The organism is Streptomyces monticola, from assembly GCF_042665355.1.
Lineage (GTDB): Bacteria > Actinomycetota > Actinomycetes > Streptomycetales > Streptomycetaceae > Streptomyces > Streptomyces monticola.
Window position 1 is genome coordinate 101,797 of record NZ_JBHTCF010000007.1, and the last position, 13,633, is coordinate 115,429.

At 72.1% G+C, this 13,633-nt stretch carries 10 protein-coding genes; 4 read left to right on the plus strand and 6 right to left on the minus strand.

Features of this window, described 5'->3' with window-relative positions:
- Positions 1 to 32: 32 nt before the first annotated feature.
- Together ACFQVC_RS18520 and nirB are read right to left on the minus strand one after the other, a co-directional pair.
- On the minus strand, positions 33 to 1,448 hold the full coding sequence (locus ACFQVC_RS18520) for a NarK family nitrate/nitrite MFS transporter (protein WP_381831561.1): 1,416 nt from the start codon (positions 1,446 to 1,448) through the stop codon (positions 33 to 35).
- A gap of 203 nt (positions 1,449 to 1,651) precedes the next feature.
- Complete coding sequence (nirB, locus tag ACFQVC_RS18525) at positions 1,652 to 4,477, minus strand: nitrite reductase large subunit NirB (protein ID WP_381831562.1); 2,826 nt, start codon at positions 4,475 to 4,477, stop codon at positions 1,652 to 1,654.
- A gap of 244 nt (positions 4,478 to 4,721) precedes the next feature.
- Between nirB and ACFQVC_RS18530 the strand changes: the two genes are divergently transcribed.
- The 4 genes from ACFQVC_RS18530 to ACFQVC_RS18545 all read left to right on the plus strand — a co-directional run bounded on the left by ACFQVC_RS18530 (position 4,722) and on the right by ACFQVC_RS18545 (position 9,073).
- Positions 4,722 to 5,495, plus strand: a complete 774-nt coding sequence (locus ACFQVC_RS18530; RefSeq protein ID WP_381831563.1) for a sirohydrochlorin chelatase — start codon at positions 4,722 to 4,724, stop codon at positions 5,493 to 5,495.
- Positions 5,496 to 5,654: 159 nt separating this feature from the next.
- Positions 5,655 to 6,998 carry a low temperature requirement protein A gene (locus ACFQVC_RS18535; RefSeq protein WP_381831564.1) on the plus strand — a complete coding sequence of 448 codons (1,344 nt, stop codon included), beginning with the start codon at positions 5,655 to 5,657 and terminating at the stop codon, positions 6,996 to 6,998.
- A gap of 32 nt (positions 6,999 to 7,030) precedes the next feature.
- The gene (locus ACFQVC_RS18540) at positions 7,031 to 8,155 is read left to right on the plus strand and encodes a P1 family peptidase (RefSeq protein WP_381831565.1); all 1,125 of its coding nucleotides are present in this window, start codon (positions 7,031 to 7,033) and stop codon (positions 8,153 to 8,155) included.
- Positions 8,156 to 8,308: 153 nt separating this feature from the next.
- Entirely contained in the window at positions 8,309 to 9,073 is a 765-nt protein-coding gene (locus ACFQVC_RS18545) for a DUF6227 family protein (RefSeq protein WP_381831566.1), read from the plus strand.
- A gap of 81 nt (positions 9,074 to 9,154) precedes the next feature.
- On the opposite strand, the gene ACFQVC_RS18550 is transcribed toward ACFQVC_RS18545, so the two are convergent.
- The 4 genes from ACFQVC_RS18550 to ACFQVC_RS18565 form a co-directional block, all read right to left on the minus strand.
- On the minus strand, positions 9,155 to 9,406 hold the full coding sequence (locus ACFQVC_RS18550; protein ID WP_381831567.1) for a hypothetical protein: 252 nt from the start codon (positions 9,404 to 9,406) through the stop codon (positions 9,155 to 9,157).
- Between the two features lie 236 nt (positions 9,407 to 9,642).
- Entirely contained in the window at positions 9,643 to 11,739 is a 2,097-nt protein-coding gene (locus ACFQVC_RS18555) for a PTS fructose transporter subunit IIABC (protein ID WP_381831568.1), read from the minus strand.
- Between the two features lie 139 nt (positions 11,740 to 11,878).
- A complete protein-coding gene (pfkB, locus tag ACFQVC_RS18560; protein WP_381831778.1) occupies positions 11,879 to 12,826 on the minus strand; it encodes a 1-phosphofructokinase in 948 nt (315 codons plus the stop codon).
- 20 nt (positions 12,827 to 12,846) lie between these two features.
- Positions 12,847 to 13,608 (minus strand): DeoR/GlpR family DNA-binding transcription regulator, encoded by a 762-nt coding sequence (locus ACFQVC_RS18565; RefSeq protein WP_381831779.1) that lies wholly within the window; start codon positions 13,606 to 13,608, stop codon positions 12,847 to 12,849.
- Positions 13,609 to 13,633 lie beyond the last annotated feature (25 nt).

The window sequence follows — 13,633 nt, forward strand, 5'->3', positions numbered from 1 at the left end:
AGGAGTCCCCGCCCGGCCCGCGCCCCGTGGGGTCAGCTCGGCGACTCGGCGCCCTTGCGGGCGTAGAACCACCAGGTGACGACGATGCAGCTGGCGTAGAAGGCGACGAAGCCCCACATCGCGCTGGTCACCGCGAAGTTGGCGAAGAGCGCCGGGATGAAGAAGAAGCCGTAGGCGGCGATGGCGGCGGTGAAGCCGGTGACGGCGCCGGCCTCCATCTCGGTCTGCTTCAGGGCCTTGGCGTACTCGGGGGTGCCTTCGGTGAGGCCCTTCAGGTGCTGGTTGCGGAAGATCACCGGGATCTGGCGGAAGGTCGAGCCGTTGCCGATGCCGGAGAAGAAGAACGCCGCGAGGAAGCAGAGGAAGAAGCCCGTGAAGTTGCCCGAACCGGAGCCGGAGGGGAGGAAGTTGATGACGCCGATGATCGAGGCCGCCATGCCCACGAAGGACAGGATGGTGACCCGGGCGCCGCCCAGCTTGTCGGCGATCCAGCCGCCGGCCCAGCGGGCGAGGGCGCCGAGCGCCGGGCCCATCCAGGCGTATGTGGCCACGGAGTAGTCCGGGAAGGTGGTCTTGATCAGCATCGGCAGGGCGGCGGCGAAGCCGATGAAGGAGCCGAAGGTGCCGACGTAGAGCCAGGTCATCACCCAGTTGTGCTTGCGCTTGAAGATGACCTTCTGCTGGCTGAACGAGGTGGAGGCGGACTTCAGGTTGTTCTGGCCGAACCAGGCGACGGCGGCCAGGACGATCAGGACCGGGACCCAGACGAACGCGGCGTTCTGCAGATAGACCGCCGAGCCGTCCGCCTTGTGCTGGGCCGAGCCGATGGCGATCACCGAGCTGGTGATGAAGATCGGGGTGAGCAGCTGGACGACGGAGACGCCGAGGTTGCCGAGGCCGCCGTTGATGCCGGTGGCGTTGCCCTTCTGCGACTTCGGGAAGAAGAAGCCGATGTTGGCGAGGGACGAGGAGAAGTTGGCGCCGCCGATGCCGCACAGGGCCGCGATCATCGCCATCGTCGCAAAGGAGGTGGAGGTGTCCTGGATGGCGAAGCCGAGCCAGAGCAGGGGGACGACCAGGACGACCGTGGAGAGCGCGGTGAAGGTGCGCTGGCCGATCTTCGGGCCGAGGAAGGTGTAGAAGATCCGGGCCGTACCGCCGGTCAGACCAGGGATCGCGGTCAGCCAGAACAGCTGCGAGGTGCTGAAGCCGAAGCCGACGTCCTTGAGGTTCGTTGCGGTGACGCTCCACACCTGCCACACCACGAAGGCGACGAGAAGGGCGGGGACGGCTATCCACAGGTTGCGGGTGGCGACCCGCTTGCCGGTGGACTTCCAGAAGAGCTCGTTCTCCGGCTCCCAGTCGGTGATGGTGCGGCCGGGGCGGTATTGCGCGGGGTCGTACGACCGCTCCGCGCTCGCGGTCGCTTCCTTTACGGCAGGACTCATGGCGTCGTTCCTGGTGGTGAGGAGGGGAATCCTTACCTATCCAGGGTGTATGTGAATTACGGGAAGAATAAGGGGAATTCGTCGTGTGTGCCGTCTGGCTTAGGTCCCTCTTAGCGGGCCGCCCTAGGTCCCCCGGAGCCCCGGGAACGGCCCGCCGTTGGTCCTTGCCGACGCGCTGTCGACCAGAGGGCCCGGGCGGTCGGCTACGGGACCTGGTGCGCGGTGGCCTCGGCCGCCGCCTGCGCGGAAAGCACCGGAAGCGAGACCTCCGGGTCGTCGAGGCAGACGCCCGTGCGCAGGTCGAAGACCTGCTTGTGCATGGGGGACGTGACGACGGGGATGTCGCCGACGGAGCCCATGATGCCGTTGGCGATGACGTCGGCGCCGGAGAAGGGGTCGCGGTTGCCGACCGCGTACACCTTGCCCGAGCCGTCCTTGAAGAGCGCGACCTCCGAGCCGTCGGGCAGCAGGGCCACCCGGCCGCGGCCCGGCTCCAGCTCCCCCTCGCCCTGCAGGGGGTCGCCGTCCCCGAAGGAGACACCGTCCTCGGGTGCGGCCGTGAACGGCTTGAAGCGGCGCAGCTTCTCCGGGTCGGCGAGCACGGCGGCCCACTCGTCCTGGTAGGCGGCCACATGGCGGTCCATCTGCGCCTCCAGCTCGGCGCCCAGGCCGAGCGAGTCCTCGACCAGGACCTCGCGCAGATGCTCGATCCCGCCGTCGAGGCGCTCCAGCCACGCGGACGTACGCTCCAGGCGCTCGGCTTCGCGCACGTAGTACATGAGGAACCGGTCGATCAGGCGGAAGAGCCCGGCCGCGTCCAGGTCGGCGGCGAGCAGGTCGGCGTGGCGCGGGGTGGTGCCGCCGTTGCCGCAGACGTACAGGTTCCAGCCGTTGGCCGTGGCGATGACGCCGATGTCCTTGCCGCGGGCCTCGGCGCACTCACGCAGGCAGCCGGAGACACCGCCCTTGATCTTGTGCGGCGCCCGCAGGCCCCGGTAGCGCAGCTCCAGGTCGATGGCGAGCTGCACCGAGTCGCCCTGTCCGAAGCGGCAGAAGCGGGAGCCGATGCAGGACTTCACCGTACGGAGGGACTTGCCGTAGGCGTGTCCGGACTCCATGCCGGCGTCGACCAACCGGCGCCAGATGTCCGGGAGTTGCTCCGCTCGGGCGCCGAACAGGTCGATGCGCTGACCACCCGTGATCTTGGTGTAGAGCCCGAAGTCACGGGCCACTTCGCCGATCACGATGAGTGCCTCGGGCGAGATCTCGCCGCCCGGGACACGCGGGACGACCGAGTAGGTGCCGTCCTTCTGCAGGTTGGCGAGGTAGAGGTCGTTGGAGTCCTGCAGGGTGGCCTGTTCGCCGTCGAGGATATGGCTCAGGCCGAGTTCGGGGGCGAGCGTGCCGAGGACGTTGCCGACCACCGGCTTGCAGACCGCGCAGCCGTAGCCGCCCGTGCCGTGCTTCTCCATCAGCTCGGTGAAGGAGCGGATGTGTTCGGTGCGTACGACCTCGTAGATCTCCGGGCGGGACAGGGCGAAGTGCTCGCACAGGCCCTTCGGCTTCTCGATGCCCGCGGCGGCGAGCTCCGCGTCGAGCACGGCCTGCAGGGTGCCGACACAACCGCCGCAGCCGGTACCGGCCTTGGTGCACTGCTTGATGCCGCCGACGTCAGTGAGGCCCTCGGCGGCGATGGCCGAAGTGACGGCGCCCTTGGTGACGTTGTGGCACGAGCACACCACCGCGTCGTCGGGCAGCGCGTCCGCACCCGGGATGTCGGCGGCGGTCGCCGGTCCAACATAGGCCTCCGCCGGGGCGGGCAGCTGCTTGCCGGTGTGCGGCTTGAGCGAGCCGTACGCCTCCGCGTCGCCGACGAGGATGCCGCCGAGCAGCCGGCCGTCGGGGCCGAGGAGCAGCTTCTTGTAGACGCCCTCGCGCTCGTCGGAGAAGACCACGGACACGGCCCGCCCCTTGCCGTCCACGCCGGACGACTGGGCGAACGGGTCGCCGAAGGAGGCCACATCGGCGCCCATCAGCTTCAGCTTGGTGGAGGTGTCGGCGCCGGTGAAGACCTTGGTGCCGTCGCCCGCGAGCGCGTCGGCGGCGGCCTCGGCCATCTGGTAGCCGGGTGCGACCAGGCCGTAGACCCGGCCGTCGGCGGTCTGTGCGCACTCGCCGATGGCGTAGATGTACGGGTCGGTGGTGCGGCAGTGCTCGTCGACGACCACACCGCCGCGGTCGCCCACGCCCAGGCCGACCTCACGGGCGAGCCGGTCGCGGGGGCGCACGCCGGCCGAGAACACCACGATGTCGGCGTTGATCTCCTCGCCGTTGGACAGCCGCAGCGCGCGCGTCACACCGTCGCCGTCGGTCTCGACGCGGCTAGCGCCGACCCCGGTGTGCACGGCCACGCCCATGTCCTCGATGGTGGCGCGCAGGGCGGCCGCGCCGCCGTCGTCGACCTGCAGCGGCATCAGTCGCGAGGCGAACTCCACGACGTGCGTCTGAAGTCCGAGCGTGCGCAGGGCGCCCGCCGCCTCCAGGCCGAGCAGCCCGCCGCCGACGACCACGCCGGTGCGGGCGCCCTCGGCGTACGAGGTGAGGGTCTGCACGTCGTAGAGGGTGCGGTAGGTGAAGCAGCCCGGGGCGTCGGCGCCGTCGATGGGCGGCACGAAGGGGTACGAGCCGGTGGCGAGGACCAGCGCGTCGTACGACTCCACGGCGCCGGACGTGGTGCTGACGGTGCGCGCGAGCGGGTCGATGTGCTCGGCCGGGTCGCCAAGGCGCAGATCGATGCCGTGGCGGCGGATGAACTCCTCGTCGGTGAGGGAGAGTTCGTCCGCTCCGGTGCCGGTGAAGGCGGAGGAGAGATGGACGCGGTCGTACGCGGCGCGGTCCTCCTCGGCGAGGACGATCACCCGCCACCCCGGGTTGCCGTCCTGCGCGGACAGGGCGCCACGGTCCGCCAGCACTTCGAGGAAGTGCTGGCCCACCATGCCGTGGCCGATGAGTACCAGGGTCTGCGACATGGGGGTTCACGCTCCGTCGTACGTGGGGGTCGTCCACCTTCGACGTTAGGCCGCGCGGCACGGGGCATCGCGCCGATAAGGGCCCCTCTGCACAGGACGTGCGGCCCCTCGCGCAGATACGGAAGTCCTGCGGGTACGGACCGCTGCGGATGGCCACAGGCTCATGGGCGGGCCCAACGGCCCGCCCCAAGTCAGGCCATGTGGCCGATCCCACACCCCCGTCCGCGCTCGTACCGTCGAAGACATGGTCACCAGTCCCACCCTCGTACTCGCTGTCCATGGAAGCGCCGTGCCCGCCGCGGGCGCGACCATCGGGCGGCTGTGCGACGCCGTCGAGGCGATGGGCGGCATACGGCCCGTGGTGGGACATCTGGACATCCAGCGGCCCTCACTCGGGCAGGCACTCGACCACCTCGCGCACGCCGGCCGGCGCCGCGCCGTCGTCGTACCGCTGCTGCTGGGCGACGGCTTCCACCGCACCGTCGACATCCCGGCGACCGTCGCCGCCCCCCGGCCGCTGAGCTGCACGCTCACCGCGGGACTGAGCGGCGAGCAGGATGTGGCCCTCGCTCTGTACGGCCGGCTGCGGAAGGCGGAGGGCCCGGCCGGGGGGCGCGCGGACGCCGTCGTGCTCGCCGCCGCCGGCTCCACGCGCGAAGGCGGCAACGACGGGGCGGAGGCCGCCGCAGCCCAGCTGCGCACACTGCTCGACGCCGAGCGCGGCCCGGTGCCCGTGGTCCCCGCCTACTGCTCGTCCGCCGAGCCGAACGTGCCCGACACCGTGGAGCGGCTGCGTGCCGCGGGGCACCGGCGGATCGCCGTCGCCACGTTTCTGCTCGCGCCCGGCCGCTTCACCTACGCCCTTGATCATGCGTACGCCTGGGCGGTCTCCGAGCCGCTCGCGGACCACCCGCGGATCGCCCGCCTCGTCCTTCGCCGGTACGCGGGCGCGGTGGAAGCGGAGGGTGCGGCGGCGCGGACGGCCCGGACGGCCCAGACGGCCCGGCTGGCGGCGTAGCGCTCACCGACGGCCCGGCTGGCGGCGTAGCGCTCACCGAGTGCGCCGGGGCCGGGACGGGGCCCCCGGACAGCGCCCCACGGGCAACCGCCACGGCGCCGCGCGACACCGCTCGCCGCCTCGTCGTCCCTCACCCGTCCCCCTGGCACCCTGTCGTGCATGACGACGACGCCTGCCGGTCCGGCCCGTCCCCCTGCCCTCTCCCCGCTGCGCCGGATGACGGCCCGCAGCCGCGATGAGCCGCACCGCGCCGCGACCCCGCTGGAGCTGTTCTTCGACCTCTGCTTCGTGGTGGCGATCGCCCAGGCGGGGGTGCAGCTCGTGCACGCCGTCGCCGAGGGGCACGCGGGCGAGGGCGTCCTGAACTACGCGATGGTGTTCTTCGCCATCTGGTGGGCGTGGATGAACTTCACCTGGTTCGCCTCCGCGTACGACAACGACGACGCCGCCTACCGTGTCGTCACCCTGGTCCAGATCGCCGGTGTGCTGATCCTCGCCGCCGGGGTCTCGAAGGCCTTCCAGGACCAGGACTTCCTGGTGGTGTGGCTCGGCTACCTGGTGATGCGCCTCGCCCTCGTCACTCAGTGGCTGCGGGCCGCGCGCGACGCGTCGGGGGCCGAGCGGCGGACGGCGCTGCGGTACGCGGGCGGGGTGCTGCTGTGCCAAGTCGGCTGGCTGGCCCTGCTGTTCGTGCCGGAGGGCGCACGCGCCTGGGTGTTCCTGGCGATGGTGGTCGCCGAGATGTCCGTACCGGCGGTCGCCGAGCGGGACTTCTCCACCTCGTGGCATCCGCATCACATCGCCGAGCGCTACGGCCTGCTCACGATCATCGTGCTCGGCGAGACCATCGCCGCGGCCACGGTCGCCGTGAAGTCGGGTATCGACGAGAACGACGCGCTCGACGATCTGCTCCCGGTCGCCGCGGGCGGTCTGCTCATCGTCTTCGCCGCCTGGTGGATCTACTTCGTCGTGCCCATCCACGGGCATCTGCGCTCCAACCGGCAGGGTTTCCTGTGGGGTTACGGGCACTACCTGATCTTCGCCTCGGCCGCCGCGATCGGTGCGGGCCTGGAGGTCGCCGTCGAGGAGACGGTGCACAAGGCGCATATCTCCACGCTCGCGGCCTCGGCGGCGGTGACCGTGCCGACGGCGCTGTATCTGCTGACGGTGTGGGCGCTGCACTCCCGCTACTTCAAGATCGGCCTCGCCCAGCAACTGGTGCTTCCGGTCAGCGCGTTGGCCGTGCTCGCCTGTACGTTCGCGGGGCACTGGGCGGTGCTCGCGACGGGTCTGGTGACGGCGGCGACGGTGGTGGTGGGGACGACGCTTTCGGCGCGGACGGCCGCCGCGGGCGACTCGGGACGCGACTTCGCGGGCGACCCCGCGGACGACTCGGGAGACGGCTCGGCGGACGACTCGGGAGACGGCCCCGCGGGCGACTCGGGAGACGGGCCGGCGGGCGACTCGGGAGACGGGCCGGCGGGCGCGGGCCGACCCGCCTGATCCTCAACAGGCTGGATCCATAGGCTGATCCCATGGATTCCCTCACCGATGTCCCTGGCCTGCGCGTCGGCCATGCCACCCGGTCGGGCGGCGGCTGGCTCACCGGTACGACCGTCGTGCTCGCGCCCGAGGGCGGGGCGGTCGCGGCGGTGGATGTACGCGGCGGCGGCCCCGGCACCCGGGAGACGGACGCCCTCGACCCGCGCAACCTCGTCCAGCGCGTCGACGCCGTCGTCCTCACCGGCGGCAGCGCCTACGGACTCGACGCGGCGGCCGGCGTCATGGCCTGGCTGGAGGAGCAGAGCCGCGGCTTCCCGGTGGGCGGCCCCGGACAGGTCGTGCCCGTGGTGCCCGCGGCCTGCCTCTTCGACCTGGGCAGGGGCGGCGACTGGCGGGCGCGCCCAGGGGCGGAGCTCGGCCGGGAGGCGGCCGACGCGGCGTCCACCGAGGTCGCGCAGGGCAATGTCGGCGCGGGCACGGGGGCGGTCGCGGGCGGCCTGAAGGGCGGCGTGGGCACGGCGTCCGTACGCCTGGAATCGGGGCACACGGTCGGCGCCCTCGCCGTGGTCAACGCGGTGGGAGCGGTGGCCGACCCGGAGACGGGCGTGCTGTACGGGCGCTACTTCGAGGGCGGTCCCGTCCGCTACCCCGAGGCCGACGCGCACGCCCGCGCAACCGGACAACTGGCCGCCGCGCGCGCCGAGTCGACGCGCCGCCAGAGCACATCGAGCGCCGAGAGTGCCGAGGGCGCCGAGAGTGCCGGGCAGGGTCCCGCGGACGCCCGCCCCGGCACCCCCGACAAGACCATCCGCCCCGGCACCCCCCTCAACACCACCCTCGCCATAGTGGCCACCGACGCCCCGCTCACCCGCGCCCAGGCCCAGAAGCTCGCGGGCACCAGCCACGACGGGTTCGCCCGCGCCATCCGCCCCGTTCATCTGCTGCACGACGGGGACACCGTCTTCACCCTGGCCACCGGCGAACGCCCGCTGCCCGAGAGTGACTTGGCGGCCCTCACCACCCTGAACGCGATCCTGGCCGCGGGCGCGGACACGGTGACCCGCGCCATAGTGCGGGCGGTCACGGCGGCGGAGTCGGTGGACGGTCCGGGCGGCGTGTTCCCGGCGTACGAGGAGCTGTATGCGGGGGCGCCGTAGTGCGCGCGGCGGCGTGAACTGCGGCGCGGGCGCGGGAACTTCCAAGCCCTCTCGTACGTTTTCCCGAACCCCGGACACGATGTCCTGAAGAGGGGCTACGGTGAGCGGTCACAAGGTGACAAGCAGCGACGCGAGCGACGCCGGGAGAATGCCTTGAGCGTTCCTTACGAGACACCCGAGGAGCACCTCGAGAAGCTCCTCGGCCGCGCCCTGAACTCCTTCGAGCTGCCCGACGAGACGATAGCCCGGCTCGATTCGGCACTCACCTTCGACAGTTCGCTGCGCTCCGCGCACCACAGCGCGCGGCGGCACCGCGAGACCTACCGTCATACGTTCCTGCTGGCCGACGGCCAGGCCCTCACCCTCTGGGAGCTGCGGCACAACACAGGCCCGGACGGCGAGCCGCGCACCGAACTCAGCCATGAGCTGTACACGGAAGAAGAAGAGGCGCATGTCGCCGCCGCCCGTCTGGTGCCCGGCGGCTGCGGCGCCGACTGCGAGGGGGCGGACGGCCAGGGGATGCTCTGCGAGCCGCTGCCGCCCGACGCCTTCCGTCTGGTCGTCGCCCCGGCCCCACTGCAGCGGGCCTACGCCCCTGACGACTCGGCCGACCACGCCAGACGTCTGCTGCGGCGCGCGGAGAACACCGACCGGCCCGGCGAGGACATCGCCCTCCTCCTGCGCAAGGCCCTGGCGCACCAGATCACCCAGGCCTTCGGGCATCCCTGCCGGGCGAGCGCGGCCAGATTCGGCTTCGCGCTGTACGAGCACGCGTTCCTGCTGTCCGACGGCCGCGAGATCAGCCTGTGGGAGGTCGAGCACACGGCGACGCCCGACGGCAGGCACATGTGCGAGGTGTACGTCAGCGAGGACATGGCACGCACGGCGATGGAACGACGCGCGTCCCGTACAACCTGACAGCCCGTCCCGTACGACCTGGCCTCTCCCGTACGACCTGACGACTCCGACCCGACCCGTACGACCTGAGCCGCAGAGGGTTCAGGGACGCCCGTCGGTCAACTGCCGTACCAGCGTGGCGAAAGCGTCCCGCTCGGCGGCCGACAGCTCCACCGTCTCGACGGGATGCGAGGTCTGCCGCGGCATCGCGTACAACGACTGGCCCTCACGCCAGACCGTCACCTCGAACCGGTCCCTGCGCAGCATCCGCACCAGGCCAACGGCCCAGACGACGGTCGCGACGACGAGGACGGACAGGCCGATCTGCTGGAGGAACGAGATCTGATCGAACATGCGGGTCAGTAGACAACACCGACCAGGACCTACGACAGGGCCGCAAAGGGACTTTGGTCCCGAAGTGAGCTATCTCGCACATGCCGGGTACGCGCAGGAGCCCCGCCGCCACGAGGGGCGACAGGGCTCCGAGGGGCGACAGGGCTCCGAGGGGTGACAGGGCTCCGAGGGGTGACAGGGCTCCGAGGGGCGACGGGGCTCCGGGGGGTGACAGGGCTCCGGGGAGCACGCTGCGCTCAGACCGCGACCGGCTCCTTCACCGGCTCGGCGGGCAGCGTCTCCGCCTCGGGTGCGGCTTCCGCTCCGGCGGCGGCCGCGACCGGCTTGCGCATCCCCTTGAGCAGGATGACCAGGCCCGCCGAGACACACGTACCGGCGAGGACCGCCACCAGATAGAGCCAGGGCTGGCCGATCAGCGGGACCACGAAGATGCCGCCGTGCGGGGCCTGCAGGGTCGCGCCGAAGCCCATCGACAGAGCGCCGGTGACCGCGCCGCCCGCCATCGAGGCGGGGATCACGCGCAGCGGGTCGGCCGCGGCGAACGGAATGGCGCCCTCGGTGATGAAGGAGGCGCCGAGCACCCAGGCGGCCTTGCCGTTCTCGCGCTCGGCCTTGGTGAACAGCTTGCCGCGCACGGTGGTGGCCAGGGCCATGGCCAGCGGCGGCACCATGCCGGCCGCCATCACGGCCGCCATGACCTTGAGGTTGCCCTCCGTGGCGTTCGCACCGAGACCGCCGACAGCGAAGGCGTACGCGACCTTGTTGAGCGGTCCGCCCAGGTCGAAGCACATCATCAGGCCCAGGATCACCCCGAGGATGATCGCGTTGGCGCCGGTGAGGGACTCCAGCCAGTCGGTGAGGCCGCTCTGCAGGGACGCGATCGGCTTGCCGACCACCAGGAACATCAGGAAGCCGACCACCGCCGAGGAGATCAGCGGGATCACCACCACCGGCATGATCCCGCGCAGCACGGCCGGGATCCTGACCTTCTGGATCGCCATGACGGTGGCGCCCGCGATCAGACCGGCGGCCAGGCCGCCGAGGAAGCCGGCGTTGATGGTGACGGCGACGGCGCCGCCGACGAAACCGGGCACCAGGCCGGGACGGTCCGCCATGCCGTACGCGATGTATCCGGCGAGCACCGGTACCAGGAAGGAGAAGGCGAGCCCGCCGGTCTGGAAGAGCAGCGCCGCCCAGCTCGCGGCCTCGGTCCACACGAAGTGCTCGGCGACCGACTTGGCCTGGTCGATCTCATAGCCGCCGATGGCGAAGCCGAGGGCGATGAGCAGACCGCCCGCGGCGACGAACGGGACCATGTAACTGACGCCGGACATCAGCCACTTGCGCAGCTTGGTGCCGTAGCCGTCGCCCTCGTCGCCCGCGTTCTCCACGGGGGTCGCGGCGGCGCCCGATGAGACCTCGCCGCGCTCGGCCTTGCCGCGCACCTCGGCGATCAGCTCGGCCGGGCGGTTGATGCCCGCCTTCACGCCGACGTCGACGGTCGGCTTCCCGGCGAACCGCTCCTTGTCCCGTACGGGAACGTCATGGGCGAAGATCACGGCGTCGGCGGCGGCGACGGTGGCCGGGTCGAGCCGGGTGAAACCGGCCGAGCCCTGGGTCTCCACGACGAGTTCGACACCGGCTTCGCGGCCCGCGTTCTCCAGGGACTCGGCGGCCATGTAGGTGTGGGCGATGCCGGTGGGGCAGGAGGTGACGGCCACGATCTTGAACGGGGCGCCGGCGGGGGCCTGTTCGGACCCCGGGGAGGCGGACACGTCAGCCGGTACGCCGGCCCCGGACTCCGCGCCAGCCCCGGAGCCCGCTTCCGCCCCGGACTCCGCGTCTGCCCCGGACTCCGTGTCAGCTCCGGACTCCGTTTCCGCCCCGGACTGCGCGTCCCCCCGGATCAGCGCCGCCGCCCGCTCCCTGTCGTCCACCGCACGCAGCGCGCCCGTGAACGCGGTGTCCATCAGCTGCCGGGCGAGCGAGGACAGGATGGTCAGGTGGTCGCTGTCGGCCCCGGCGGGCGCGGCGATCAGGAACACCAGGTCGGCGGGCCCGTCGGCGGCGCCGAAGTCGATGCCACGGGCCGCGCGCCCGAACGCGAGCGTCGGCTCGGTGACATGGGCGCTGCGGCAGTGCGGGATGCCGATGCCGCCGTCGAGCCCGGTCGGCATCTGCGCCTCACGGGCGGCGACGTCGGCGAGGAAGCCGTCCAGGTCGGTGACCCGGCCCAGAGCGACCATGCGCTCGGCCAGGGAACGGGCCGCCGCTTCCTTGGTTTCGGCGGACAGGTCGAGATCGACCAGGTCCGCGGTGATCATCTCGCTCATCGCGGGCTCCTTCGCACGCGTATCGGGACGGGGACGGGGACGGGGGCGGTGACGGTGACGGGGGTGAGGGTGAGGACGGGGGCAGGGACGGGGACGGAGGCGGGGACGGGGTAAGTGGGGGGATTCCCGAGGGAGTTGTTCATGCCGCGGGCTCCGTGAGTACGCGGTCCAGGGGTACGTCGGCGGTGACGGTCACGGCCAACGGGTCCAGATCGGCGGGCGTGGGCATCACGCTGCCGGGCAGCTGCACCGCCGCGGCTCCGTGCGCCACGGCCGAGGCGAGCGCGCCGGGGCCGTCGCCGCCGGCGATCAGGAAGCCCGCGAGCGAGGCGTCGCCGGCGCCGACGTTGCTGCGTACCGCATCGACGCGGGCGCTCGCGAAGTGCGTACCGGCGTCGTCGACGAGAAGCTGGCCGTCGGCGCCGAGCGAGGCGAGCACCGCCCGTGCGCCCAGCTCGCGCAGCTCTTCGGCGGCCTTGACGGCGTCGCCGACGGTGGCGAGGGGGCGGCCGACCGCCTCGGCGAGCTCCTCGGCGTTGGGCTTGACGACATCGGGGCGTTCCCGCAGGGCGGCGAGCAGTGCCGGGCCCGAGGTGTCCAGGGCGATCCGGGCGCCGGCCGCGTGCGCGCGGGCCACCAACTCGGCGTACCAGGACGGTGCGAGGCCGCGCGGCAGGCTGCCGCAGCAGGCGATCCAGTCGGCGCCCACGGACCGTTCGCCGACGGTCGCGAGCAGCGACTCGGCCTCGGCGGCGGAGAGTTCGGGGCCGGCGGCGTTGATCTTCGTGAGGGTGCCGTCCGGTTCGACGACCGAGATGTTGGAGCGGGTCGCACCGTCGACGGGCACCGGGGCGACCTCGATGCCCTCCTCGCCGAGCAGCTGGGCGACGAGGGCGCCGGGCGTCTCGCCGAGCGGCAGCACCGCGACGGTGGCGCGCCCGGCCGCGGCCACGGCCCGGGAGACGTTGACGCCCTTGCCGCCCGGGTCCATCCGGTCACCGGAGGCCCGGACGACCTCGCCCCGGTCGAGGGACGGGACTTCGTAGGTCCGGTCCAGGGAGGGGTTCGGGGTAACGGTGAGGATCATCCCTGCGGTTGCCTTTGTGCTCATGTGCGTACTACTTCCGTGCCCCCGCGCTCGATGGCGGCGGCGTCTTCGGTGCTCAGGCCCTTGTCGGTGATCAGCAGGTCCACATCGGCCAGGTCGCCGAAGCGGGCGAAGTGCTCCTGGCCGTGCTTGGCGGAGTCGGCGAGCAGGACGACCCGGCGGGCGGCGGCGACGGCGGCGCGCTTGACGGCGGCCTCGGCGAGGTCGGGGGTGGTCAGACCGTGCTCGGCCGAGAAGCCGTTCGCCGCGAGGAAGAGGACATCGGCGCGGATCTCGCCGTACGCCCGCAGTGCCCAGGCGTCGACGGCGGCGCGGGTGCGGTGCCGGACGCGGCCGCCGATGAGATGCAGCTGGACGCCGGGGTGGTCGGCGAGCCGGGCCGCGGTGGGCAGCGAGTGGGTGACGACGGTGAGGTCCGACTCCAGCGGCAGGGCCGCGGCGAGCCGCGCGACCGTCGTACCGGCGTCGAGTACGACGCTGCCCTCGGCGGGCAGTTCGGCGAGGGCGGCGTGGGCGATCCGGTCCTTCTCGTCCGCGGCGGTGCCCTCGCGCTCTGCGAGGTCGGGCTCGAAGTCGAGGCGTCCGGCCGGTATGGCACCACCGTGCACACGGCGGACGAGCCCGGCCCGGTCCAGGGCCTTCAGATCGCGCCTGATGGTCTCGGCGGTGACCTGGAACTCCTCGGCGAGCGACAGCACATCGACCCGGCCGCCGTCACGGGCGAGCCGGAGGATCTCCTGCTGGCGCTCCGGTGCGTACATGTGGGTTTGCCTCCGATCCATGCCC